24 protein-coding genes are annotated in these 24,240 nt (G+C 72.0%); 15 read left to right on the top strand and 9 right to left on the bottom strand.

The window, feature by feature from the left end; all coding sequences use genetic code 11:
- Window positions 1–43: 43 nt before the first annotated feature.
- Window positions 44–547: a TIGR00645 family protein gene (locus DK427_RS00780; protein ID WP_109949602.1), complete on the top strand. Its 504-nt coding sequence runs from the start codon at window positions 44–46 to the stop codon at window positions 545–547.
- A 28-nt stretch (window positions 548–575) separates the two neighbouring features.
- Here DK427_RS00780 and DK427_RS00775 read toward each other — a convergent pair whose 3' ends face one another.
- Window positions 576–3,989, bottom strand: a complete 3,414-nt coding sequence (locus DK427_RS00775; protein WP_109949601.1) for an acyl-[ACP]--phospholipid O-acyltransferase — start codon at window positions 3,987–3,989, stop codon at window positions 576–578.
- A gap of 355 nt (window positions 3,990–4,344) precedes the next feature.
- Between DK427_RS00775 and DK427_RS00770 the strand changes: the two genes are divergently transcribed.
- Window positions 4,345–4,560 (top strand): hypothetical protein, encoded by a 216-nt coding sequence (locus tag DK427_RS00770; RefSeq protein ID WP_109949600.1) that lies wholly within the window; start codon window positions 4,345–4,347, stop codon window positions 4,558–4,560.
- 86 nt (window positions 4,561–4,646) lie between these two features.
- A complete protein-coding gene (locus tag DK427_RS00765; RefSeq protein WP_109949599.1) occupies window positions 4,647–4,898 on the top strand; it encodes a hypothetical protein in 252 nt (83 codons plus the stop codon).
- A gap of 41 nt (window positions 4,899–4,939) precedes the next feature.
- On the opposite strand, the gene DK427_RS00760 is transcribed toward DK427_RS00765, so the two are convergent.
- Both DK427_RS00760 and DK427_RS26605 read right to left on the bottom strand, forming a co-directional pair.
- Entirely contained in the window at window positions 4,940–5,206 is a 267-nt protein-coding gene (locus DK427_RS00760) for a hypothetical protein (protein WP_109949598.1), read from the bottom strand.
- A 50-nt stretch (window positions 5,207–5,256) separates the two neighbouring features.
- The gene (locus DK427_RS26605) at window positions 5,257–5,427 is read right to left on the bottom strand and encodes a hypothetical protein (protein WP_204165244.1); all 171 of its coding nucleotides are present in this window, start codon (window positions 5,425–5,427) and stop codon (window positions 5,257–5,259) included.
- A gap of 90 nt (window positions 5,428–5,517) precedes the next feature.
- Here DK427_RS26605 and DK427_RS00755 point away from each other — a divergent pair, with 90 nt between their 5' ends.
- The 3 genes from DK427_RS00755 to DK427_RS26600 are packed head-to-tail and all read left to right on the top strand — an operon-like array spanning window position 5,518 to window position 6,584.
- A complete protein-coding gene (locus DK427_RS00755) occupies window positions 5,518–5,787 on the top strand; it encodes a DUF1488 family protein (protein ID WP_109949597.1) in 270 nt (89 codons plus the stop codon).
- Between the two features lie 16 nt (window positions 5,788–5,803).
- Window positions 5,804–6,376 (top strand): DNA-3-methyladenine glycosylase, encoded by a 573-nt coding sequence (locus DK427_RS00750; protein WP_109949596.1) that lies wholly within the window; start codon window positions 5,804–5,806, stop codon window positions 6,374–6,376.
- 55 nt (window positions 6,377–6,431) lie between these two features.
- Window positions 6,432–6,584 carry a hypothetical protein gene (locus DK427_RS26600; protein WP_204165243.1) on the top strand — a complete coding sequence of 51 codons (153 nt, stop codon included), beginning with the start codon at window positions 6,432–6,434 and terminating at the stop codon, window positions 6,582–6,584.
- Between the two features lie 13 nt (window positions 6,585–6,597).
- Here DK427_RS26600 and DK427_RS00745 read toward each other — a convergent pair whose 3' ends face one another.
- Window positions 6,598–7,551, bottom strand: a complete 954-nt coding sequence (locus DK427_RS00745) for an alpha/beta hydrolase (protein ID WP_281276971.1) — start codon at window positions 7,549–7,551, stop codon at window positions 6,598–6,600.
- A gap of 118 nt (window positions 7,552–7,669) precedes the next feature.
- Between DK427_RS00745 and DK427_RS00740 the strand changes: the two genes are divergently transcribed.
- The 3 genes from DK427_RS00740 to DK427_RS00730 all read left to right on the top strand — a co-directional run bounded on the left by DK427_RS00740 (window position 7,670) and on the right by DK427_RS00730 (window position 11,374).
- On the top strand, window positions 7,670–8,455 hold the full coding sequence (locus tag DK427_RS00740; protein WP_109949595.1) for a glutathione S-transferase family protein: 786 nt from the start codon (window positions 7,670–7,672) through the stop codon (window positions 8,453–8,455).
- A gap of 161 nt (window positions 8,456–8,616) precedes the next feature.
- Window positions 8,617–9,495: an SDR family oxidoreductase gene (locus tag DK427_RS00735; protein ID WP_109949594.1), complete on the top strand. Its 879-nt coding sequence runs from the start codon at window positions 8,617–8,619 to the stop codon at window positions 9,493–9,495.
- Window positions 9,496–9,826: 331 nt separating this feature from the next.
- The gene (locus tag DK427_RS00730) at window positions 9,827–11,374 is read left to right on the top strand and encodes a TolC family protein (protein WP_109949593.1); all 1,548 of its coding nucleotides are present in this window, start codon (window positions 9,827–9,829) and stop codon (window positions 11,372–11,374) included.
- A 31-nt stretch (window positions 11,375–11,405) separates the two neighbouring features.
- Here the strand turns inward: DK427_RS00730 and DK427_RS00725 are convergent, their stop codons facing one another.
- From DK427_RS00725 to DK427_RS26870, 4 genes are all read right to left on the bottom strand, one after another.
- Entirely contained in the window at window positions 11,406–11,672 is a 267-nt protein-coding gene (locus tag DK427_RS00725) for a hypothetical protein (protein WP_109949592.1), read from the bottom strand.
- Between the two features lie 113 nt (window positions 11,673–11,785).
- On the bottom strand, window positions 11,786–12,811 hold the full coding sequence (locus DK427_RS00720; protein ID WP_109949591.1) for a histone deacetylase family protein: 1,026 nt from the start codon (window positions 12,809–12,811) through the stop codon (window positions 11,786–11,788).
- A 19-nt stretch (window positions 12,812–12,830) separates the two neighbouring features.
- The gene (locus DK427_RS26875; protein WP_245930737.1) at window positions 12,831–13,628 is read right to left on the bottom strand and encodes an MFS transporter; all 798 of its coding nucleotides are present in this window, start codon (window positions 13,626–13,628) and stop codon (window positions 12,831–12,833) included.
- A complete protein-coding gene (locus DK427_RS26870; protein ID WP_245930736.1) occupies window positions 13,628–14,149 on the bottom strand; it encodes an MFS transporter in 522 nt (173 codons plus the stop codon). Before DK427_RS26870 ends, DK427_RS26875 begins: the two co-directional genes overlap by 1 nt.
- Before the next feature lie 168 nt (window positions 14,150–14,317).
- On the opposite strand from DK427_RS26870, the gene DK427_RS00710 reads away from it, so the two are divergent.
- Both DK427_RS00710 and putA read left to right on the top strand, forming a co-directional pair.
- On the top strand, window positions 14,318–14,797 hold the full coding sequence (locus tag DK427_RS00710) for a DUF882 domain-containing protein (protein WP_109949590.1): 480 nt from the start codon (window positions 14,318–14,320) through the stop codon (window positions 14,795–14,797).
- 87 nt (window positions 14,798–14,884) lie between these two features.
- Window positions 14,885–18,538, top strand: coding sequence for a bifunctional proline dehydrogenase/L-glutamate gamma-semialdehyde dehydrogenase PutA (gene putA, locus DK427_RS00705; protein WP_109949589.1), 3,654 nt, complete (start codon window positions 14,885–14,887; stop codon window positions 18,536–18,538).
- A gap of 112 nt (window positions 18,539–18,650) precedes the next feature.
- On the opposite strand, the gene DK427_RS25940 is transcribed toward putA, so the two are convergent.
- Window positions 18,651–18,806 (bottom strand): hypothetical protein, encoded by a 156-nt coding sequence (locus DK427_RS25940; RefSeq protein WP_162559633.1) that lies wholly within the window; start codon window positions 18,804–18,806, stop codon window positions 18,651–18,653.
- A gap of 557 nt (window positions 18,807–19,363) precedes the next feature.
- On the opposite strand from DK427_RS25940, the gene DK427_RS00695 reads away from it, so the two are divergent.
- The 4 genes from DK427_RS00695 to DK427_RS00680 all read left to right on the top strand — a co-directional run bounded on the left by DK427_RS00695 (window position 19,364) and on the right by DK427_RS00680 (window position 24,228).
- Window positions 19,364–20,986: an ABC-F family ATP-binding cassette domain-containing protein gene (locus DK427_RS00695; RefSeq protein WP_109949587.1), complete on the top strand. Its 1,623-nt coding sequence runs from the start codon at window positions 19,364–19,366 to the stop codon at window positions 20,984–20,986.
- 61 nt (window positions 20,987–21,047) lie between these two features.
- Window positions 21,048–21,266: a hypothetical protein gene (locus tag DK427_RS00690; RefSeq protein WP_109949586.1), complete on the top strand. Its 219-nt coding sequence runs from the start codon at window positions 21,048–21,050 to the stop codon at window positions 21,264–21,266.
- 700 nt (window positions 21,267–21,966) lie between these two features.
- Entirely contained in the window at window positions 21,967–22,920 is a 954-nt protein-coding gene (locus DK427_RS00685; protein WP_109949585.1) for a lysophospholipid acyltransferase family protein, read from the top strand.
- Between the two features lie 9 nt (window positions 22,921–22,929).
- The gene (locus DK427_RS00680) at window positions 22,930–24,228 is read left to right on the top strand and encodes an HlyD family secretion protein (RefSeq protein ID WP_109949584.1); all 1,299 of its coding nucleotides are present in this window, start codon (window positions 22,930–22,932) and stop codon (window positions 24,226–24,228) included.
- The last annotated feature ends 12 nt before the right edge of the window (window positions 24,229–24,240 follow it).

Below are 24,240 nucleotides of genomic sequence, written 5' to 3'. Positions count from 1 at the left end.
CGTGCGACATCCGGCCCGTTCACGCGGGCCGGAGATAACCGAGTTGTTGGAACGCACGTTCGAGCGGGCGCTGTTCGCCTGTCGCTGGCTGCTCGCGCCCTTCTACGCGGCGCTGGCGATCGGGCTCGTCGTCCTCTTGGTCAAGCTCCTGCAGGAGCTCGGCCATTTCATCCTGCACGCCTGGGAGTCGAACGAGTCCCAGACCATCCTCGGCGTGCTGACGCTGGTCGACCTCTCGTTCACCGCGTCCCTTCTGATCATCGTGATGTTCTCGGGCTACGAGAACTTTGTCTCCAAGTTCGACCACACGGACCATAAGGACTGGCCCGAATGGATGGGGACGATCGACTTCACCGGCCTGAAGCTGAAGCTGATGTCGTCGATCGTCGCGATCTCGGCGATCCAGCTTCTGAAATCCTTCATGGACGTGAAGGCCTACTCGGACCGGGAGCTGTACTGGCTGGTGGGCATCCACATGGTCTTCGTCGTCTCAGGCATCCTGATGGCCCTGACCGACCGGATCGCGGCCGGCCACCACGACAAGTGAGCCGTGCGGGCTCCGCCGGGGCCCGCGCTCACGCCGCCGCGGAGGTCGCGGCGCGCTCGGCGGCGAGCTTCGCGACCGCCACCTGATCGACCTTGCCGGTGCCGAGCATGGGCAGGCGCTCCAGCACCACCACCTCGGCCGGGATCGCGATCTCTGGCGCGCCGCGGCCCTTGGCGAAGCTCTGGTAGGCCGCCCGCGTCGCGTCCTTGACCTCCGTGAACAGCACCAGCCGCTCGCCCTTGCGCGCGTCCGGCACCGCCGCGACGGCGCTCGGCTGCTCGGGCCAGAGCTCGGCGGCCAGCGCCTCGACGGAGGCGAGCGACACCATCTCGCCCGCGATCTTGGCGAAGCGCTTGGCCCGGCCCTTGATCGTAACGAAGCCGAGCGGATCCACCGTGACGATGTCGCCGGTGTCGTGCCAGCCCCCCGGCGGGACCTCCAGCACGCCGGGCCGCTCGCTCCGCAGGTAGCCCAGCATCACGTTGGGGCCGCGCACGGAGAGCCGTCCGCCCTCCTCGATGCCCGGCACCGGCTCCAACCTCCAGTCCATGCCCGGCAGGATCCGCCCGACCGTGCCGAAGCGGTTGAACATCGGCGTGTTGAGCCCAACGACCGGCCCGCACTCGGTGACGCCGTAGCCCTCCAGGATGCGCAGGCCGAACTTCTCCGCCCAGGTCCGCCGGGTCGAATCCTTCACCGCCTCGGCACCCGCCACGACGTAGCGCAGCGAGCGCAGGTCGTAGGCATTTGCGGCCTTGGCGTAGCCGCGCAGGAAGGTGTCGGTGCCGAACAGCACCGTCGCGTTCGAGCCGTAGATCAGCTCCGGCACGATCCGGTAGTGCAGGGGCGAGGGGTAGAGGTAGACCGGCACCCCCGAGACCAGCGGCAGAACGAGCCCCGCGGTCAGCCCGAAGGCGTGGAACACGGGCAGCACGTTGAAGACCTTGTCGCGCGGGCCGAAATCGATCCGCGCCGCGACCTGGGCGGTGTTAGCCAGCATGTTGCGGTTGGCCAGCACGACGCCCTTCGGCGCGCCCTCGGAGCCGGAGGTGAACAGGATCGCGGCCGGGTCGTCGCCGCGCCGGGCGACGAGCGGAGCGCGGGGGCCTAAGAAGCCGCGGATCTTGTCGCCGGTGGTGACCGTCGCCCGCACATCCTCCAGGTAGACGATCTCGACCGTCGCCCCGACCGTCTCCACGACGGCGCCGAGCCGCCCCTTCTCGATGAAGGCGCGGGAGGTGAGGATCTTGCCGACCTCCGCCGCCCGGCAGGCCGCCAGGATGTTGGCCGCGCCCGCCGAGAAGTTGATCATGGCGGGGACGCGGCCCGCGGAGTTCAGGGCGAAGAAGGTCACGGCCGCCGCGTTGGCGTTCGGCAGCATCACGCCGATCGCCTTGCCCTCCGGGCAGAGCGGCATCAGCTTGCGGGCCAGGATGTTGGCGCCCATCACGAGGCGCCCGTAGGAGAGCGTGCCGGTGACCGGGTCCTCGACCGCGGTGCGGCGCCAGCCGTGGCGCTCGCCGGCCTCGCAGAGCGCCGCCATCGCGCCGCGGTCGAAATCCGTGGTGCGGAAGACGAGGTTCGACATGATGCCGTAGAGGGCCGCTCCCGCCGCCTGCCGGCGCGCCTTGCCCTTGAGCGCCGGATCGACCTCCAGCCGCACCGGCGGCTCGATCGTGACGACGACCTTCGGCCACCAGCGCCGCCGCACCTGATCGCGGGCGAGACGCGAGAACACGGTGCGCTCCAGCCCCTCGATGCGGACCGGCACGACCATCGCACCCGACTTGTCGGCGATGAGCCCGGCGCCGTCGTAGACCTTCATCAGGCTGCCCGTGACGGTGAGCCGGCCCTCGGGGAAGATGATCAGCGTCTCGCCGCCCTTGACCGCGTTGATCAGCGTGCGGGTGGCGAGCGGCCGGGTGGGATCGAGCGGCATCGCCTTCGTGACCCGCAGGAACGGCTTCACCCACCAGCGCTGCGCGATGCCGTGGTCGATGGCGAAGACCGGCTCGGTCTCGAGGAGCGAGAGGGCGAGCGGCGCGTCGAGGAACGAGACGTGGTTGAGCGCGACGATCGCGTTCGGGCCGGCGGCCTCGACGTTCTCCAGGCCCCGCACCTCCAACCGGTAGAAGGCTCGGAACAGGATCGAGAGCGCGTCGCGGAACGGGCTCGTCGGCAGGGTCGCGAAGACGACGGCGCCGACCACGAGGTTGAGCACCGCGACGATCGCAAGCAGGCTGGCGATCGAGACGCCAGCGCCCTGGAGCGCGGCGAGCGCCAGGGTGCCCGCCACCATGAAGGCGGCGGTGAGCACGTTGACGGCGCCGATCACCCGGGCGCGCTTCGCCTTGTCGGTCCAGGCCTGCACTGCCGCGAAGGGCGGCACGATGTAGAGCCCGCCCGCCACCGCGAGGCCCACGAAGTCGATCGCCGCGCGCAGGCCCTCGGCCGTGCCGAGGAAACCGAGGGCGTCGAGCGGAGCGCCCGAGGGCGGGGGCAGGTGCGCGACGGTCCAGGCGAGGTCGAGACCGAACAGGCCCATCAGCACCGCGCCGACCGGCGTCGGCAGGAGCACGATGCGCCCGCTGGCGAGCCAGGAGGCCAGCCCCGAACCCAGCGCGATCCCGATCGAGAATAGGGCCAGCAGCAGCGTGACGACGGTCTCGGTGCCGTGGAAGCGCTCCTTGACTAGCACCGGCAGCAGGGAGAGCACCACGACGCCGACGAGCCAGAACCAGCTCACAATGACGGAGCCCCGCCACAGGCGGGTGTCGCCCCAGATGTCGCGCAGGAGCTCGGCCGTCGAGCGCAGCACGTTGCGGTCGATCGCGAGGTCGGGCGCGCCCTCGCCGGTCCTGGGGATCATCCGGGCCGAGAGCCAGCACAGCACGGCGAAGATCATGATCAGGCCCGCGAAGGCGAGGCCGGTGCCGCCCATGGCGCTGGCGAGCCCTGCCGTCATGGTGCCGAGCAGGATCGCCAGGAAGGTCGCGCCCTCGACGAGCGCGTTGCCGGCGGGCAGCTCGGCGCGGCGGAGGTGATCGGGCAGGATGCCGTACTTGATCGGGCCGAACAGGGCCGCGATCACGCCGAACAGGCCGAGCGCCACGAACAGGATCGGCACCGAGTGCAGCACGAAGCCGAGCGCCGCGGCGCCCGCGGCGAAGATCTCGGCGAATTTCAGCCGCCGGGCCATCAGCGCCTTGTCGTAGCGGTCGGCGAGTTGGCCGCCGAGACCGGAGAGGATGAAGAACGGGCCGATGAACACCGCGCTCGCCAGCGTGACCAATACGCCCGCGTTGCCGCCGGCGGTCTCGTTGACCTTGAACAGGATCAGGAAGGCGAGCGCGTTCTTCAGGAAGTTATCGTTGAAGGCCGAGAAAAACTGGCACCAGAACAGCGGCGCGAAGCGCCGCGCGGTCATCAACGCACGGAACATGGTGGTCTCCCGGTCTGCGCCATGGTTGGACCAGGGCGCGCGGCGGCGTCAAATCCGGTCCGGTTCGGCGCTGTCGCCGGACGGGCGGATCTCTGTCGTGAACGATGTTCATAATGCTCCGCCGGCGCCGCTCCGCAAGCGCGGCGGGCATCGGCCGGTGCGGGCTCGCACGGGGATGGAGGTGAGCCTGCCGACCCGCCGCGCGCGTCCTCTCCCGCTGCGGAGGGCGTACGCGCAAGGAGGGGCGCGACACCCCGGTTGGCACACGGCTTGCCAGCGAACCTTGAGGCGGCAATACTGCAGACGAGAAACGGCCGTTGGAGGAGGCGCCCCGTCATGAACGGGGAGAACTGTCTTGCTCTACGGGCTCTACTTCCTCACCTGCCTGGCCGAAAATCCGGCGCACTGCGTCACCCGCGTCCACCTTTTCAGTGACGAGGTGCAGACGCCGCAGCAATGCCTGTCCGTCGCGCAGCCCCAGATGGCGGCGTGGCAGAACGCCCACGGCCGCTGGCGCGTGACCCACTTTCGCTGCGGACGTCCGCCGAAGAGCGACGGGACCCGGATCTGAGGTTTCGCGGCCCGCCCCGAACACGCGGGACGCGATCAATCCGCGCACAACCTTCCGTCATGGGAAGGTTGTGATACGATGTCCCCATGGCACGCCGCGTATTCTGCCGGATCGTCGACAGGCCCGATGGCCTGTTCGACGTCACAGCCACGATCGAGCCGGACCAGATCTTCCGCCGCGAAGGGGTTGCCTCCCTCGCCGAGGCGGAGCGCTGGATCGACGGCCTGCGTACCCTGATGGCGGCGCTCGGCGCGCCCGTGCTCCGCGCCGACGAGCCGGGGGGCGAGGCGGTGGCCGAACCGGCGCGCGCGCGGCTCGACAGCGGGTCCGGCCTGTAGGCGCGGGCCACCATCCCTGAAGCCGCCTGGAAGGGCGGGTCCTATCGCCCGTCGAAGAACGGGCGGAAATTTTCCAGCCAGTCCCTTAGCCAGGTCTCGCAGTGCTGCTGGGCGCCCTCGGCGCTCGGCGCGTGACCCCAGACGTCCTCGGCCAGCGGGCTCCACCACGTCCAGAGCCGGTTCGAGCCGTCGTACTCGCAGATGCCGACCTCGACCTGACCGACCCGGCCGACGCAGCGGCGCAGGGGAACCCCGGCGACGTCGGTCGTGGTCCAGGCGATACGGCTTTCCGGGCGGCTCTCGGGCATGCCCTGAAACGGCCGGAGGGCCGCGCCGGTTCGACCGTGCGGATTTTGTGTCAGCCCTCGGCCTTGTCGCCCTGGCCCTGCTTGGCGCCGCCGGCCGGGTCGGTGCTGTCCTCGCCCGCGACATCGCCGCTGCCGTGACCCTGGGGCGTCAGGCGCGGGCGGTCGAGTGTCAGATCCTCGGGCCGGGTGCCCTCGCGTGCATCGTTCCGCTTGTCGTCCATCGGGTACCTCCGTCCTGGGGCGAACCGCGCGGCGGGGATCCGGGTTGCAGAGGAAGCACCGGGGATCTGCCGGAGCCTGGAGAGTAGCGAATGCCGATGCGCCTGTCCGGAGAGGAGCCGCGCCTGGAACAGGGGGAAGCGGCTCACGTGACCTTCACGATCACGGACGGCCATGTCGTGGTGCCCTGCCGGGTAGGGCACGCGGCGCTGCAGGAGGCCTTCGGCACCCCGGGCGGCAACGCCATGGCGATCTTCCGCGCGCATCGGGACGCGGTCGTGGACGGCGCGATCCGCCGGTACGAGCGGGCGGGCGCCGAGGGTGGGGTCGTGACGCTCGCGGGCGCCGATCTCACGCCTTGAGCGACAGGCCCGGCGCGTGAGCCCCGACTTCTTCGCCCGCGGCGCCGACGCGGTTGCGCCCGAACTGATCGGCTGGCGGCTCCTCGTCGACGGCGTCGGCGGCGTGATCGTCGAGGCCGAGGCCTACGATACGGCCGATCCGGCTTCGCACAGCTTCAAGGGGCCGACGCCCCGCAACGCCAGCATGTTCGGACCGCCCGGCCACGCCTACATCTACCGCTCCTACGGCATGCATTGGTGCCTCAATCTCGTCTGCGCGCCGGGCAGCGCGGTGCTGATCCGGGCGCTGGAGCCGACGGACGGGCTGGAGGCCATGCGGGCGCGCCGGGGCACCGACACGCTCCGCCTTCTCTGCGCCGGGCCCGGGCGCCTCTGCCAGGCGCTCGCGGTCTCGCGGGCGCAGGACGGCCTGCCGCTCGACCGCGTCCCCTTCCGCCTGGAGCCGCCGGCCGGGCCCGTCGCGGTGGCAGCGGGGCCGCGCGTCGGCATCACCCGCGCCGTCGAGACGCCCTGGCGCTTCCTGCAGGCCGGTTCGCCGTTCGTCAGCCGCCCGCTGCCGCGCACCGTCCGGCCGCCCGCGGCGCCGTGAGTGCGCGTGCAAAGGGCTTGGACCCGACCGGTCCGGGATGGCATGGATGGTGGCCATGAACCCCGTCGCCATCGCCGTCATGCTCGGGATCCTGGTCGCCTGGGCGGGCCTGCTCGCCGCGGCCCTCTATCTCGGCAACCCGCTCCTGCTCGCGATCTTCGCCATCGTCTCGGTGGCGATGTTCATCCGCTGGGACGTGTTCGGCTGAGATCGGAGCGCGATCAGAGCCGGCGCCGCAGCCAGTCCGCGATCAGGTCGAGCGCGTCGGCGGCGGCCGCGATCACACCGCCGAGCTCGATGAAGCCGTGGACCATGCCCGGAAAGGTCTTCCGCTCCACGGGCACGCCGGAGGTTGCCAGCCGATCGGCATAGGCCTCGCCCTCGTCGTGCAGCACGTCGCGGGCGCCCCCGATGAGCAGCGCGGGCGCGAGGCGGCTCGCGTCAGGGACGAGGATCGGCGAGGCGCGCCAGTCGAGCGCCAGGGCTGGATCGGGCATGTGCCGGGCGTGGAAGTAGCGCACCATCTCCCAGGTCAGCGGCGGCACCGCGGCGTTGCGGCGCCGCGAGGGGTAGAGGTCCGGGTCGAGGCGGTTGTCGGTGGAGGGATAGATCAGGACCTGCCCGCGCAGGGGCAGGCCCGCGTCGCGGGCCGCGATCGCCACGACGGCCGCGAGGCTGCCGCCGGCACTGTCGCCGCCGACCGCGAGCCGGGCCGGATCGAGGCCGAGCGCCGCGGCGCTATCCGCGATCCACCCGAAGGCCGCAATCGCGTCCTCGGCCGCCGCGGGCGCCGGGTGCTCCGGGGCGAGCCGGTAATCGACCGCCACCACCGCGACGCCCGCCCGCGCCGCGATCTGGCGGCAGACCTTGTCGTGCGATTCTAGGTCACCCAGCACCCAGCCGCCGCCGTGAAGATAAACCAGAGCCGGAGCCGGCCGCTGCCCGAGTTCCTGCCCGAGCCCCTGCGGCCGATAGAGGCGGAGCGGAATCGGACCGCCCGGCCCCGCCGCCGCGAGATCCGCGACCGCTTCCATCTCGACCGTCGATCCGCCGAAATGCCGGCTCTGGCGCCGGTACATCGCGCGGGCCTCGGAGACCGGCAGCTCGCTCATCGGCGGGGTGCGGCGTCGGGCGATGCGCTCGAGAAAGGCCGCAGCCTCCGGATCCAGATCCACCGCACCCTCCCCTGCATCACCGATCCGTGTCCCGCGCGAAGTCTCGACAAGGGCCGCCGCCGCGCCGATGACGGCGCGACGCCGAGCCCGCAGCCCCAAGAACGGTTGAGCCCGCACCATGCTGCTCTACGAGCACCCGCTCTCGTCCTACGCGCAGAAGGTCAAGATCGCGCTGCGCGAGAAGGGCCTGGATTTCACCGCCGCGCTGCCGGAGGATTTCGGCACCGGACGAAGGGCCGGCCCCTTTGCCGAGGCCAACCCGCGGGCCGAGGTTCCGATTCTCGTCGACGGCGACGTGACGCTCTTCGAGTCGACCGTGATCCTCGAATACATCGAGGAGAGCCGGCCGGAGCCGCCGCTGCTGCCGCGCGATCCCGCCGCCCGCGCCCGGGCACGGTTGACGGAGGAGATCTGCGATACCCAGTACGAGGCGGTGAACTGGGGCTACGGCGAGGTGCTGTGGTTCCGCCGCGCCACGGGCGATCTGGCCGAACGGCTCAAGGCGGTCGCCGCGCGCCAAACCGCGGAGCTTCAGGCCTGGCTCACGGAGCGGCTCGGCGCGGCCGAGTGGTTCGGCGGCGCGCGCTTCGGCTGGGCGGACGCCGCGGCGGCCCCGATGGTCAACCGCTCCGTCCATTACGGGCTCGGGCCGGAGGCTGGCAGCCCGCTCGCCCGCTGGCACGCGCGGCTCGGGGAGCGCCCCTCGGTCGCCGCGACCTTCGCGGAGTTCGACGCCGCGGCCGCGCGCATGGCTGCGGCCTCCGCGCACTACACGACGGGCGGGCGCCGCCGGGAGTACCGCGACCACCGGCTCGAATGGATGGTGCGGTCGGGCGGCGTGGAGGTGGTGCTCGCCGGCCTGCGGGACGGCAACATCCGCTTCTCCTGGCCGCACGGCGACTGAGGCGCGGGCACTGACGTCGCGTTCACGCGCGGCACACAGCCTCGGATCTCGTCCTCCGGATGGGTCTGGCACATCGCGTTCGCGGCATCGCGCCGCCCGGCCCGCGGCGGAACGCCCGGCGGCACCACCGGTTGGCCCTGCGACTCCACCGGAGATACGCAATGACCGCCAGCAACCCGCTGACCAAATATCCGCGCCCGCCCTTCGAGGCCCAGCCGCAGAGTTTCCCCGGGAAGACCGGCCGGATGAGCCCGGAGCCGGACCACGGCGAGGAGAGCTACCGGGGCTCGGGCCGGCTCACCGGCAAGGCGGCGCTGATCACCGGCGGCGACTCGGGCATCGGGCGGGCGGTCGCCATCGCCTACGCGCGCGAGGGAGCGGACGTGGCGATCTCCTACCTGCCCGAGGAGCAGCGGGACGCCGAGGCGGTCGGCGCCTGGATCGAGAAGGCGGGCCGGCGCGCCCTGCTGCTGCCGGGCGACCTCAAGGACGCGGCCTATGCCCGCGAGATCGTCGCGCGCACCGCCGAGACCTTCGGCCGGCTCGACGTGGTGGTGAACAACGGCGCCTTCCAGCAGCCGAACCAGGACCTCGCCGAGATCGAGGACACGGTGTTCGAGGACCATTTCCGCACCAACGTGTTCGGGGCCTTCTACGTCACGAAGGCGGCGGCGGGGCACCTCAAGCCCGGCGGCTCGGTGATCTTCACCTCGTCGGTGAACTCGAAGCACCCGATGCCCTCGCTGCTCGCCTACAGCGCCACGAAGGGCGCGCTGAGCAACCTCGTGCTCAGCCTCGCCCAGCTTCTCGCCGCGAAGGGCATCCGGGTGAACGGCGTGCTGCCGGGCCCGATCTGGACGCCCTTCATCCCCGCAGGGATGAGTGAGGACGCGGTGAAGAGCTTCGGCAGCCAGGTCCCCTTCGGCCGCCCCGGCCAGCCGGCGGAACTCGCCTCGGCCTACGTCATGCTCGCCGCGGAGGAGAGCAGCTACACGTCGGGTGCCCTGATCACGGTGGCCGGCGCGATGCCGGTGCTCTGAGGCGCCCGTCTGCCGGGTCACGATCTCGGGCCCGCCCGAGATCGGCTCCGGGGAAACCGAGGCGGGCAGGGCCGGTTGCGAGCCGGCAGGCGTGAGCGCGGACTCTGAGACGTCCGTTCCCATCAGGATCTTCTGCATCCGGCCGCGCCCGCGCGCCGAATGCAGAGGAGACCGGCCGCAGGACCCGTCATCCGCATCGAACGGTCCCTCAACCCGGCGGCGAAAGCGATTTTTAAGCCTAATGTCCGATGAAGAGGCGCGAGGTTTCCGGGCCGGTGCGCCGCTCGAGCCATGGAACACATCTTCAGGCCTTGCCGCCGTAGGACGAGGGATGCCGGGTCGGATCGTCACAGCACGGATGGGGAGGCGGGTGCGGCTCGCGGGCCTTGCCGTGGCGCTCCTCGCCGGTCCGGTCGGCGCCCAGACGCTCGATCAGGCCGCGACCGCGGCGCTGGAGAACAGCTTCGTCCTGCGCGCCGACCGGGCGCGCCAGGAGGGGGCGGAGGCGCGCGAGCGCGGCGCCGTCGACGCCTTCATGCCGACCGTGTCGCTCCTGGGCGACAAGCCGCTCTCCAGCCGCTTCACCTACGGCCCGCGCATCGAGCCGACCCAGATCGGCATCGACTCGACGCCCCGCGCGGCCCCGCGCCAGTACGGCATCACGGCCGACCTGCCGCTCTTCGACGGCTTCCAGCGCCTGCACACCCTGCGCTCGGCCCAAGCCCTCACCGATGCGGGGCGCTTCACAACCCTGAGCCAGCGCCAGCAGGTGCTGCTCGACGCGGCGGTCGCCTACATCGCGGTCCTGCGCGACGTGCGCATCTTGGCCGCCCGGGAGGCCCAGGTCGCCGCGATCATGCGGATCCGCGACGCGACCGCCCGGCAGTTCGAGGTCAACGACGCGACCCGCACCGACGTGGCCCTGACGCAGTCCCGCGTGCAGGAGGCGGAGGCCTCCCGCGACCGCGCTCGGGCGGAACTTGCCGCCGCGCGCCTCGCCTTCAAGCGCGCCACGCAGATCGAGCCCGAGCGGATGGTGCCGCCGCGGTTCCCCGACCGGCTGCCGCGCGACGAGGCGGCCTATGCCGAACTCGTGCGCGCCGCCAATCCGGGGCTCGCCGCCGCCCGTCTCGACGCGAAATCGGCGGCCTTCCAGGCGAGCGCGACGGTGAGCGCCGTGCTGCCGCAGGTGAACCTGCAGGTCACCCACAGCTCGACCTTCGGCTACAGCCCGACGCTCGACCGCATCACCGACACCACCGCCCGGGTGATCGCGCGCGTGCCGATCTACCAGCCGGGCGCCTTTCCGAAGATCGACGAGGCCTCCGCGCTCGCGCGCCAGCGCGGCTACGAGGTGCAGGACCAGGAACTGGCGACGCTGACCGCGGCCCGGACCGCCTTCGCCCGGCGTGTGGCGGTGGCCGATCAGGTGCGGCGCCTGACCGAGCGGGTCGCCTACCTGCGGGCGACGATGCGGGGCTTCGAGGTGGAGCGGGGCGCGGGCTTCCGCACGGTTCTGGACGAACTCAACATCCGGGCCGAACTCGCCGACGCGGAGGTCACGGCCGCCGCAGCCCTCACCGAGCGCGACGCGCTGAGCCTCCAGCTCTCGGCCGCCGCCAACCTCCTCGATGTCGGCCATGGCGTGCCGGCGGACCGCCGCTTCGAGACGCTGGCGTCCGTGCGCGACCCGCTCACGACCGCCGCGCTGCGGCGCGGCGGCGAGGCCCCGCCGGTGAAGCTCGCCGCCCGCAGCGGGGGAGGGCGCCCCGAGGCGGCCGCTCCGGCGCTGCGCGGCCGGATCGACGAGCCGGCGCGCGCCCGTTTCGGGATCGCACCCCACGGCCGCCCGACCGGCTGGGTCGCGATGGTGCCGTAAGCCGGCCGCGCGCCGAGGGCGCCGGCTCGTTTCAGCGGTTGCTGCCGCCGCCGTTGGCGCTGCCCTGCGGGACGGCGCGTTCCGGCTGACCGGCATTGCCGCCGGCGGCCGAGTTCGTGGTGGCGGTCTCGGCCCCGGTCCCGCCGCGGGAGATCACGACGTCGCGGTTGTTGCCCGTGGTGTTCGGCTGCGTCGTCACGACGCCGCCCGCCGGGCGCCCGGCCGGCGCCGCGGTCTGCGCCAGGGCGGGCACGGCCGTCAGGGCGGCGAGGACGGCGAGCGGGGCTGCTTTGATCATCGATGACTCCGAGTGATGGTTTCGATCACGAATGCAACCAAAGGATGTGCCTTTGGTTTCGCGGCCGCGACCGAAAGCCCCGCTCCGGCTGCCGCGCGGCATCCGGCGCGCTCTCAGCTCCGGGCCGCCGCGAAGCCCTCGAAGAAGCGCCGCGACAGGTCGGTCAGCGCCGCGATGCAGTAGCCGCCCTCCTGCACGATCAGCGTCGGCAGGCCGAGACCGCCGACCGCGGCGCTGAGGCGCCCGAAGCCTTCGGGCGTCACCGCCACCTTGGCCTGCGGATCGCCCGCGTAGATGTCGAAGCCGAGCGAGAGCACGAGCGCGTCCGGCCGGTAGAGATCGAGCGCCCGGAACGCCCGCGCGAGCTCGGCGAAGAACGTCGCCTCGTCCGAGCCGTGCGGCATCGGCAGGTTCACGTTGTAGCCCTCGCCCGCCCCGCGCCCCCGCTCGTCAGGGAAGCCCGCCACCGCGGGATAGAAGTTCGTCGGGTCGCCGTGGATCGAGACGTAGAGCACATCCGCCCGGTCGTAGAAGATCTCCTGGATCCCCTGGCCGTGATGCATGTCGGTGTCGAGGATCGCGACGCGGGCGTGGCGGGCGCGCAGGCGCTCGGCGGCGATGGCCGCGTTGTTGAGGAAGCAGAAGCCGCCGGCGGCTTCCCGCCGCGCGTGGTGGCCGGGCGGCCGGCAGAGCGCGTAGGCCTCCCGCGCGCCCGCGTTCAGCGCGTCCGCGCCCGCGACCGCGCAGAGCGCCGAGGCGTAGGCCGCCCGGAATGTGCCGGGCCCGATCGGGGCGCTGCCGTCCGCGATGTAGCGCCCGGCCCGCGCCAGCACGCCCCGGAGCGCGTTCGGCTCGCGCACGAAGATGTTCGAGACCACCTCCTCGCCCCAGTCCGGGCCGAGCGCGGTCCAGTCCGCGTGCGCGTCCTGAAGGAAGCGCAGATAATCCATCCCGTGCACGGCGAGGATCGGCGCCGCGCCAACGTCGGGCGGCGCTTCGAGCGGGAAGCCCAGGGCCTCGACCGCCGCGAGCAGCGCCCGCTCGCGGGCCGGCACCTCCTGCGGCTCGCGCATCTGCCCGCGGGAGAAGTAGGTGCGCGGGTGGTGCAGCGCTTGGTCGGGGTGGTGGAAGGTCTTCATCCGGTCCTCCTCGGGGGCTTCAGGCCGCCCGCTGCAGCGGGCGCTCGCGCAGACGGCGCAGCGCCAGCACCGAGACGAGTGAGATCGCGGCGATCAGGCTGAAGAGGAGCGCGAGCGGCCACCACGCGCCGCCGGCCTTCTCGGCCAGGATCGTGCCGAGGATCGGCGTCAGGCCGCCGAAGATCGCGCCGCTCAGCTGATAGGCCATCGAGATGCCGGTGTAGCGGATGCGGGTCGGGAAGCTGTCGCTGACATAGCCCGCGATCACCGCGTAGAAGGCGCCGAGGCCGGCGACCGCGAGGCCGACGCCGAGGATCATGCCGGTGAGCGTGCCGGAATCGACCAGCGTGAACATCGCGTAGGGTGTCAGCACCGAGACCGCGGCCGTGGCCACGAGGAAGCGGTGCACGCCCACCCGTTCGGCGATGTAGGCCGAGAGCGGCGTGATCAGGAACTGCATCACCGAGACGGCGAGCAGGCAGTCCAGCACCAGGGCGCGCGAAATCTTCAGGTAGGTGGTGGCGTAGGCGATCATGAAGGTGTTGGTGAAGTAGAAGCCCGCGATGCCCAGCACGTTGGCGCAGATCGCGAGCACGAGCAGGCGGGGCGCACCGAGCACCACCTCCCGCAGCGGCGCCTGCGCGGCCTTCACCTCGCCGAGGCGCCGCCGCCGCTCGGCCAGGAAATCGGGCGACTCGTTGACGCCGAGGCGGATGGCGAGGCCCACCACCAGCATCACCGCGCTGAACCAGAACGGCACCCGCCAGCCCCAGGCCAGGAAGTCCGCGTCGGGCAGCGCGGTCACGAGCTTGAACATCAGCATCGACAGGATGAGCCCCGCCGGGCTGCCGGGCTGCCGAGCTGCGCGAAGGAGGCGAAGAAGGTGCGCCGGTCCTGCGCGGGGGCGTGCTCGCCGGCCATCAGCACCGCACCGCCCCACTCGCCCCCGACGGCGATGCCCTGGACGAGGCGCAAGGTCACCAGCATCACCGGTGCCCAGAGGCCAGCGGTCTCGTAGGTCGGCAGGCAGCCGATCAGCACCGTGACGACGCCCATCATCAGCAGGGTGATGATCAGCGAGGTCTTGCGCCCGACACGGTCGCCGACATGGCCGAACACCGCCCCGCCGAGCGGGCGCGCCAGGAAGCCGACCGCGAAGGTGCCGAAGGCGGCAAGCGTCCCGTAGAACCCGTCGACCTGCGGGAAGAACAAGCGCCCGAAGACCAGGGCCGCCGCGGTGCCGTAGACGTAGAAGTCGTACCACTCGATCATCGTGCCGACGAAGGCTGCGGTGGATGCGCGGACCGGTTGGTGCGCGCCGTCGGAAGCCTGTGCCATCGTCCCGTACCGTCTCCCCGGACGCCCGATCCCCCGCTTGCATCAGGCCAGCCCCTGGCCACTGCCGCAAGGGTGCGGCGCGCATCCGCGCCTGCGCCGGCCCCGGTTGACCTGGGCACCGGCCTCCCTTACCCGGCCCGCCTCCTCCAACAATCACAGGATGACTGGATGCGGATCCGGATCGCGCTCGCCTGCCTCGCTGCCCTCACGGGACTGTCCCCGGGTCTCTCGACAGCCGCGCAAGCCCGACCAGCCACCCGCTACGTCTCCTTCCAGCCCCAGGTCCGCGGCCTCTCCTGCCTGCAGCCGCGCACGCGCGCGATGATCGCCCAACTGACCGCCCGCGTCGGACCGATCGAGATCACCTCGACCTGCGGCGGGCGCCACGCCCACAACTCGCAGCACTATCGCGGGGCCGCCGTGGACTTCCGCCCGCGCGGGGCCTCGGTCGGCGCGACGCTCGCGGTCCTGCGCGGCATGCCGCAGGTCGGCGGCATCGGCTCCTACGCGGGCGGCCTGATCCACGCCGATACCGGTCCGCGCCGCCTCGCCTGGCACGGGCGCGCCCGCCACCGCGTCGCCCGGGCGCACCGGTCCTACGCGCGCTACGCGGTGCGGCGCGGCCCGCACCGCTCCGGCGCGGTCTGAGGCGTCGCGTCGCTGGCCACTCCCGCGGCGGATGGTAAGCTCCGGCCGGATGAGGCCGGCCCATCCGGCCGGGGAGGCTGCCGGACGATGCGCGAGACCGCAGGACCGCCCTTCGCCGACCTCGCCGGACCGGCCGCCCCGTGCGGCGCGCTGCGGGAGCGCATCCGCGCCGAGGGCCGCCGACCGGAGCCCGATTGCCTCCTGCCGCTCCTGGCGGAGGCCGCCCCGACCCCCGCCGAGGAGGCGCTGGCCGGTCCGCTCGCCGAGCGCCTCGTGCGGGCCCTGCGGGCCAAGGGCCAGCACGGCCCGGTCGAGAGCCTGATGCGGGAGTACGACCTCTCGACCCGGGAGGGTGTCGCGCTGATGTGCCTAGCCGAGGCGCTGCTGCGCATCCCGGACGCGGCGACCCGCGACGCGCTGATCCGCGACAAGATCGGCGGCGGGGACTGGCGGGCGCATCTCGCCCACCCCGCCTCGCTCTTCGCGGGCGCGGCGACCTGGGGGCTCGTCGTCGCCGGGGAGATCCTCGGCGCCGACGAGGCGGACGGTCTCGGTGCGGTCCTGACCCGCCTGCTGCGCCGGGGCGGCGAGCCGCTCGTGCGCGCGGGGCTCGATCGGGCCATGCGGGTGCTCGGCGGGCAGTTCGTCACCGGCCGCACCATCGCGGAGGCGCTGGAGCACGCCCGCGCCTTCGAGACGCGGGGCTTCACCTACTCCTACGACATGCTGGGCGAGGCGGCGATGAGCGCCGCCGACGCGGCGCGCTACGCCGCCGCCTACGCGGAGGCGATCGCGGCGATCGGTGCCGCCTCGGCGGGGCGCGGGCCCTATGCGGGCCCGGGCATCTCGATCAAGCTGTCGGCGCTCCATCCGCGCTACGCCCGCGCCCAGCGGGAGCGGGTGCTGGCGGAATTGCTGCCCCAGGTCGCCGATCTCGCGGCTTCCGCCCGCGCCCACGAGATCGGCCTCAACATCGACGCCGAGGAGGCCGACCGGCTCGACCTCTCCCTCGACATCCTGGCGGCGCTGGCGGCCGACCCGCGGCTCTCCGGCTGGGACGGGCTCGGCTTCGTGGTGCAGGCCTACGGCAAGCGCGCGCCGGCCGTGATCGCGTTCGCGATCGATCTCGCCCGGCGCACGCGGCGCCGCCTCATGCTCCGCCTCGTGAAGGGCGCCTACTGGGACGCCGAGATCAAGCGGGCGCAGGTCGAGGGTGTGCCCGAGTTCCCGGTCTTCACCCGCAAGCTCCACACGGATGTCGCCTACCTCGCCTGCGCCCGGAAGCTGCTGGCGGCGCGGGACGCGGTCTTCCCGCAATTCGCCACCCACAATGCCCGCACGCTCGCCGCCGTGCTGGCGATGGCGGGGCCGGATTTCCGGCCCGGCGACTACGAGTTCCAGTGCCTGCACGGGATGGGCGAGGCGCTCTACGGGGAGGTCGTCGGCGCAGGGAAGCTCGACCGGCCCTGCCGCATGTACGCGCCGGTCGGCAGCCACGAGACGCTGCTGGCCTACCTCGTGCGCCGCCTCCTGGAGAACGGGGCCAACGCCTCCTTCGTGCACCGGATCGGCGACCCGGCGGTGCCGGTGGCGGAACTGGCCTCGGACCCGGTCGCCGAAGCGAGGGCGGTGGTCCCGCCCGGCGCCCCCCATCCCGGCATCCGCCTGCCCGGCGCGCTGTTTCCAGACCGGGCCAACGCCGCTGGCTTCGACCTTGCCGACGAGGACGTGCTGGCGGGCCTCGCGCGCGGCCTCGCGGGGGCTTCCCGCGCACCGGCCGAGGCCCGGCCGCTCCTCGGCGACGGGCCCGGCACCGGCGAGGCCCGCCCGATCCTGAACCCGGCCGACAGCGCCGACATCGTCGGGCGCGTGGTGGAGGCCGACGCGGCGACCGTCGAGGCGGCGCTTGTCCAGGCCGAGACGGCGGCGCCCGCCTGGGCCGCGACGACGCCGGAGGCACGCGCCGCCATCCTTGAGCGCGCCGCCGACCGGATGGAGGCCGAGCCACACGCCCTCCTGGCCCTGCTGATCCGCGAGGCCGGCAAGACCCTGCCGAACGCGATCGCCGAGCTGCGCGAGGCGGTGGATTTCCTGCGCTACTACGCGGCGCAGGTGCGGCGGGACTTCTCCAACGCCACGCACCGCCCGCTCGGACCGATCGCCTGCATCAGCCCCTGGAACTTCCCGCTGGCGATCTTCACCGGTCAGGTCGCGGCCGCGCTCGCGGCCGGCAACCCGGTTCTGGCCAAGCCCGCCGAGGAGACACCCCTGATCGCGGCGCGCGCCGTCGCCATCCTGCGCGAGGCCGGGGTGCCGCCCGCCGCCCTGCAGTTCCTGCCGGGCGACGGCGCGGTCGGGGCCTGGCTCGTCGCCGATTCCCGCGTCTGCGGGGTCATGTTCACCGGCTCGACCGAGATCGCCAAGCGCATCCAGACCGTGCTCGCGGGGCGGCTCGGGCCCGACGGGCGTCCGGTGCCGCTGGTGGCCGAGACCGGCGGCCAGAACGCGATGGTGGTCGATTCCTCGGCGCTCCCCGAGCAGGTGGTGGCCGACGTGCTCGCCTCGGCCTTCGATTCGGCCGGCCAGCGCTGCTCGGCGCTCCGGGTGCTCTGCCTCCAGGCCGAGATCGCCGACCGGGTGCTCGCCATGCTGAAGGGCGCCGTGGCGGAGCTGCGCGTCGGCGATCCGGTGCGCCTCGCCACGGATGTCGGTCCGGTGATCTCGGAGGCCGCGCGCGCCGGCATCCTCGACCACGTGGCCGGGATGCGGGCGCGGGGCCGGACGGTGCACGCCCCAGCCCTGCCGCCGGACCGCGCGGCCGGCCACTTCGTGGCGCCGACGCTCGTCGAGATCGACGACCTCGCGGAACTGGAGCGCGAGGTGTTCGGTCCGGTCCTGCACGTGCTGCGCTTCCACGCGGAGGATCTCGGCAGCCTCCTCGCCGGGATCGCCGCGACCGGCTACGGGCTGACCTTCGGGGTGCACAGCCGGATCGACGCCGCCGTCCGGCGGATGGTCGAGGCCGCCCCGGCCGGCAACCTCTACGTCAACCGCAACATGATCGGCGCGGTGGTCGGCGTGCAGCCCTTCGGCGGCGGGGGCCTCTCCGGCACCGGGCCGAAGGCCGGGGGCCCGCTCTACCTGCGCCGACTGCTCGCCGCCTGCCCGGCGGAGACCGGCCTCGCCGCGGGCGCGCCGGTTCCAGCGTCCCTGCGGGCCCTGCGCGACGCGCTCCGGGGCGAGGGCCGGGCGGCCGAGGCTTCCCTGTGCGAGCGGGTGGCCGCGCGCGCGCCGTTGGGCCACGCCGCCGTGCTACCCGGCCCGGTCGGCGAGGAGAACCGCTACGACCTGCTCCCGCGCGGTACGATCCTCTGCCTGCCGCTGACCGAGACCGGCCTGTTCGCCCAGCTCGCCGCGGCGCTCGCCACGGGCAACCAGGTGCGTCTCTGCGCAGGGGGCGCCTTGCGCGCCAGGGTCGCGGACCTGCCCGAATCGGTTCGCGCCGTCGTCGGCCTCTCGGACGCGCCCGATCCGGCGGGCTGCGCGGCGATCCTCGCCGAGGCGGAAGGTGCGGCGCTCGAAGCGATCCTGCGCGCGGTGGCCGAGGGCGCGCCCGCCGTGATCCCGGTTCACACGGCGGTGAACGGCTTCTACCCGCCCGAATGGCTCGTGCGCGAGCGCAGCCTCAGCACCAACACCGCCGCCGCCGGCGGCAACGCGAGCTTGATGGCGGTGGGCTGAGATAAGTCAGGCTCGGAGGGGTGCGCGAACTCCTTGACCGGGATTTGAACCCGATCGGCCTGACCATCCGGGAGACCGCGTTCGACCCCTCTTGGATTTGCCGCGCGTCCGGTCATCGGTGCTCTGTTCGAATACTCAGGTCGCGCTTCACGATGCGGATCGAGGAGCTTCCCGCCGTGAAAGGCCGGATAACGGCGGCGATGATGATACCGATCCGCGGACGGGCATGCTTGCCCTGGACGGGGGCGCGACTATCGGCACTGCTCATCGAGCATCCTCGCGAGGTCGAGCCCTCCGAACGACAGGCCGGGCTTGAACGGCGGTCCAGGAGAGATGCGGACGCGACCGTTCTCGCTGAAGAGTTCGAGGGGCTGCTTCACGCTCCAAGACCCGTCCGGGTTGTGCGTGAACCGTGAGCAGTCCAGCTCCATCTGACCTGTCGGCTGCTGCCCATGAGCAGAACCCGCGAGGAGCGCCGATACGGACAAAATCAGTAGAGCAGACCGCGACAGCATGAACGGTTCCCAAATACACGCCCTCTGGGGGAGGGTAGGAGGTTCATTTGCCGAAAGCCAGCCTGGATAGCCGACGCACGACCGCTCGAGGCCCGCAACACTCATCGCTTCCGGGCAGCGGGCGCGCGCCATCGGGATCGAGGTCAATGTCCGCACCGACCCCGAGCGGCCGCTCGCTGGTTCGGGCCGCTCGCGGTTCGACCGGTGGGCCCGTGCGGCCCGTTCACGGGCGGACCCCGCCGGCAAGCCTTCCGCTTGCCCGGCCCATGCCGTAAGGCCCGCGGGATCCTCCCTCAACGTCCGCGACCCGATGATACGCCTCGACAAGATCACCAAGCAGAACGGCCGGCAGCTCGTCTTCGTCGAGGCCTCCGCCGCCCTTCAGCGCGGCGAGAAGGCGGGGCTCGTCGGCCCGAACGGGGCCGGCAAGACCACGCTGTTCCGCATGATGACCGGCGAGGAGCAGCCCGACGAGGGCCAGGTCGCGGCCGACCGCGGCATCACCATCGGGTATTTCAGCCAGGATGTCGGCGAGATGTCCGGCTGCTCGACCGTGGCGGCCGTCATGGAGGGCGCCGGTCCCGTGAGCGCGGTCGCAACCGAGCTGCAGGCCCTGGAGGCGGCGCTCGCCGATCCCGACCGGATGGACGAGATGGAGGCCCTGGTCGAGCGCTACGGCGAGGTCCAGGCCCGGTTCGAGGAACTCGACGGCTACGCGCTGGAGGGCCGCGCCCAGGAGGTGCTGGCCGGTCTCGGCTTCAGCCAGGAGATGATGGAGGGCGATGTCGGCAAGCTCTCGGGCGGCTGGAAGATGCGCGTGGCGCTCGCCCGCATCCTGCTGATGCGCCCCGACGTGATGCTCCTCGACGAGCCCTCCAACCACCTCGACATCGAGAGCCTGATCTGGCTGGAATCCTTCCTCAAGGGGTTCGACGGCGCCCTGATGATGACCTCGCACGACCGCGAGTTCATGAACCGCATCGTCTCGAAGGTGATCGAGATCGATGGTGGCACGCTCACCACCTATTCGGGCGACTACGCCTTCTACGAGCAGCAGCGGTCCATCAACGAGCAGCAGCAGCAGGCGCAGTTCGAGCGCCAGCAGGCGATGCTCGCCAAGGAGATCGCCTTCATCGAGCGCTTCAAGGCCCGCGCCTCCCACGCCGCGCAGGTCCAGAGCCGGGTAAAGAAGCTCGACAAGATCGAGCGTGTCGAGCCCCCGAAGCGGCGCCAGTCCGTCGCCTTCGAGTTCCAGCCCGCGCCCCGCTCCGGCGAGGAGGTCGCCACGCTCAAGGGCGTGAACAAGCGCTACGGCAGCCGCACCATCTACGAGGGGCTCGACTTCGCCGTGCGGCGCCGCGAGCGCTGGTGCGTGATGGGCATCAACGGTGCCGGCAAGTCGACGCTGCTCAAGCTCGTCACCGGCACGACCGAACCCGATGATGGCACGGTGGCGCTCGGGTCGAGCGTGAAGCTCGGCTACTTCGCACAGCACGCGATGGACATCCTCGACGGCGACCAGACCATCTTCGAGATGCTGGAGGAGACCTTCCCGCAGGCCGGCCAGGGGTCGCTGCGCAACCTCGCGGGCTGCTTCGGCTTCTCGGGCGACGACGTGGAGAAGCGCTGCCGGGTTCTGTCCGGCGGCGAGAAGGCCCGCCTCGTGATGGCGCGGATGCTCTACGACCCGCCGAACTTCCTGGTGCTCGACGAGCCGACCAACCACCTCGACATGGCCACCAAGGAGATGCTGATCGCGGCGCTCGCCCGCTACGAGGGCACGATGCTGTTCGTGTCCCACGACCGGCACTTCCTGGCCGCACTCTCGAACCGCGTGCTGGAACTGACCCCGGACGGGGTGCACAATTACGGCGGCGGCTACACCGAGTACGTCGCTCGCACCGGCCAGGAGGCACCGGGCCTGCGCGGCTGAGGCGCAGGCTCTGCCTCACAGGTGAAAGCCTGGCCGGCGCGCAGCGGCTAATCTCGCGCCCATGGCCGACGATCCGCTCCTCGCACGGATGAACGCCGCCCTCCGCCAGGCCGAGGCTCTGCGCGCCGAGGCGCGGCGGGTGCAGCAGGAGGCCGCCGCGCGCGCCGCCGCCCTCCGGCGCGCGCGCGACCGCCTCAGCGAGGCCATGGACTGCAGTGTCGGCCTCGAAACCTGCACCCACCGCCCGCGTGCCCCCGGCCGTCGGCGCGATCCGGCCTGATCCGCAGTCCCGCCGCGCGCCGGGCGTCCTGACCCGCGCGGGCGGCGCCCCGCCTCGGCGGGAAGCGTGCAGACTCCTGGGCTGCAAAACCATCGGTTGTACAGTGTCGGTCTACGTAAGTACTCATACGTAGTCTGTTAACGATTTAACCAAGACCTTCTATCCTGTGCAATGATGGTAGAAAATTCATTAGCACTCGCTGGACAGTGATGTCCCGAATGCGCATTGTCCTCTCACCGAACGGGGGAACACCAGTTCGGAGCAGGAGGCAGAACCATGACGAAGCTCGACGCGAAGACCCTGAAGGCTGTGACCGGCGGCACCGCCAAGTGCGACCCGAAGCCCGACAATTGCGGCCCCAAGGACAACGGCGGCAAGTCCAAGAAGTGCTGATTTGACGGACGCGCGCCGTTCGTGCGGCGCGCGTCCTCCAAGACTTCAAACGGCAGACGCAATCCAGAGATCGGGAGTACAGGCCATGACGAAGCTCGACGCGAAGACCCTGAAGGCTGTGACCGGCGGCACCATCTGCGCCCCCGCGCCGAAGTGCGATCCCTGCGGCCCCAAGGACAACGGCGGCAAGTCGAAGAAGTGCTGATCTGACGGATGCGCGGCCTCTCGCAGGCCGCGCTCAACGAGGATCGAGGTCGGGGTGCGTTCCGCCCCGATCCTGTATGCGTCAGGATCACGGGGCTGCGGCATGACGGAGATCGACCCGCGCATCGGCTCTCTCGCCCGCCGGATCGCCGGCCTGCCGCTCCGGATGCGGCGCCGGGTTCTCAGGACGACCTTCACCCTGTCGGGCCTGGTCCGGGGCTTCGAGAAGACCGGGCACGCCCGCCTGTTCCAGCGCCTCCTGCGCCAGCCGAGCCGTGAGGCCCGGCGCCTGGAGCGCGAGGTGGTGCTCCACAACGTGCAGACCGAGGCCGAGTGGCTGGCGCTCCTCGTGCGCAGCATTCCGGCCCTGAAGCGCGACACCCGCCGCATCGCGGTCTCGGACCCGGCCGCCCTCGAGCGCGCCGCCGCGACCGGCCGGCCGGTGATCCTGACGCCGCTCCACATGGGCGCCTACGTCCTGTCGCTCGCCTGCCTGATGATCCGCTTCTTCCCCGGCCGGCCCCTCCTCGTGCTGCGCCAGCGCGACGACATGCCCCTGGAGACCGCCGTGATCGAGCGGATCCGCGAGGTCGGCGTCGAGATGCGCTTCCATCAGGTCACCGACCGGATGGGCTTTCTCGAGGCCGTGCGCTTCGCCCGCAACGGCGCGGTGATCGTGAACTTCTGCGATCTCGACCCCGCCTACGGCGCGCCGGCCCCGATGCCGGTGCTGGGCCTGGAGACCCGCTTCGCCTTCGGCACGGACACGCTGGCGCGCCTCACCAACGCCCTCGTGGTGCCGCTGGCCTGCACGATGGAGCCGGAGGGCGACCTTGTGCGGGTCGGGCCCACCTTCGAGGTGCATTCGAGCGCGCCGGAGGAGCGCGCCCGCGTCGCCGCCCTGGTGCGGGCCCATATCGAGGCGAGCCTCAGGGCGCGCCCCGAGCAGTGGCACCTGTGGTCGGCGCTGCGAGACTATTTACCGGTCACCGATACAGTCACGGACGACGCCTCCCGGACCAAGGAGGCGGATGAACCGATCCGGACTGCCGCGTGACCCCTGACCATGAGCGAGCCTGACACGCCGGATGCCGGTCCCGACCGGACCTCGGCCGTCGCGGCGTTCCAGAAGCGCCGGCCCGGCGCGACGATCCACCTGCAGCAGGACCGCGGCGCCGCCTGGATGGCGTGGTTCTTCGGCGCGATCGTCGTGGCCCTGGTGGCGGCCCTGTTCCTCGGGCGTTTCGCGCGCAGCGAATCGGTGCGCGGCTACGTGTCGGCAGCCTCCGGCCTGACCCGGCTCGACGCGCGCGCGGCCGGCATCGTCCAGGGGATCGACGTACGCCAAGGCGACCGCGTCGCCCGCGGCCAGCGCCTGATGCAGATCCAGGTGCGCGACCAGACCACGGGCGGCGTCTCGACCGTGACGGCGAACCTGCGCAGCCTGCGCGAGCGCAAGGCCAACCTCCAGCGCGACCGCGAGCGCCTGATCGCCTTCCTCGACGCCACGAAGGGCGACCGCAGCGAGACCGAGAGCAACGTCGCCAACGTGACGCGCGCCTTCGACGAGCAGGAGCGGGCCCTGAAGGAAGGCCTGCGCCAGCAGGAGGAGATGGTCGCGCGCGTCCAGTCCTACATGAACCAGGGCTACGCGACGCGCGAATCGCTCAACAGCCAGCGCCGCATCGCCCTCGACTACGCCCGCCAGATCGCCGAGCTGCGCGCCCGCCGGGCCGAGCTGAAGCAATCGACCGCCGAGCGCCTGACGGGTCAGCGCACCACCGCCACCGAGAAGGCTGCGCAGCTCGCCGCGACCGAGAACGAGCTGAGCGCGATCGAGGCGCAGCTCACCGGCTACAGCGCCCTGGAGCGCCTCGACATCGTCTCGCCCGTGGACGGACAGGTGGCGGGGCTGTTCGTGGAGCCCGGCGCCTCGGTCTCCGCCGACCAGATCCTGGCGATCGTGGGTGATTCGGGCGCCGAGCCGCTGATCGTGCTGGAGGTGCCGGCCCGGGCCATCGGCCTCGCCAAGGTCGGCCAGGACGTGGTGATCAAGTACGACGCCTTCCCGTTCAAGACCTTCGGCATCGCCCACGGCACGATCACGCAGATCGCCGGCACGCCCCTGCGCGCGCCCGCCGTGGCGATGGCGGATGCGGGCGAGGCCGTGTTCGACCCGACCTCGCTCACCCGCCAGTCGACCTACCGGATCGACGTGCGCCCTCACGCCCGCACGATCAGGGCCTACGGCGTGGACGAGCCGATCCGGATCGGCTCGACGCTGTCGGCCGACATCGTCGTCGAGAAGCGGCGGCTGATCGATTGGATGCTCGACCCGATCCGCGCGATGCGCGGGCGCGGCTGATCCTGCCAGGAA

Origin of the sequence: Methylobacterium radiodurans, assembly GCF_003173735.1 — a bacterium.
GTDB classification, from domain to species: domain Bacteria; phylum Pseudomonadota; class Alphaproteobacteria; order Rhizobiales; family Beijerinckiaceae; genus Methylobacterium; species Methylobacterium radiodurans.
This window is presented reverse-complemented; position numbering and strand designations above follow the sequence as displayed.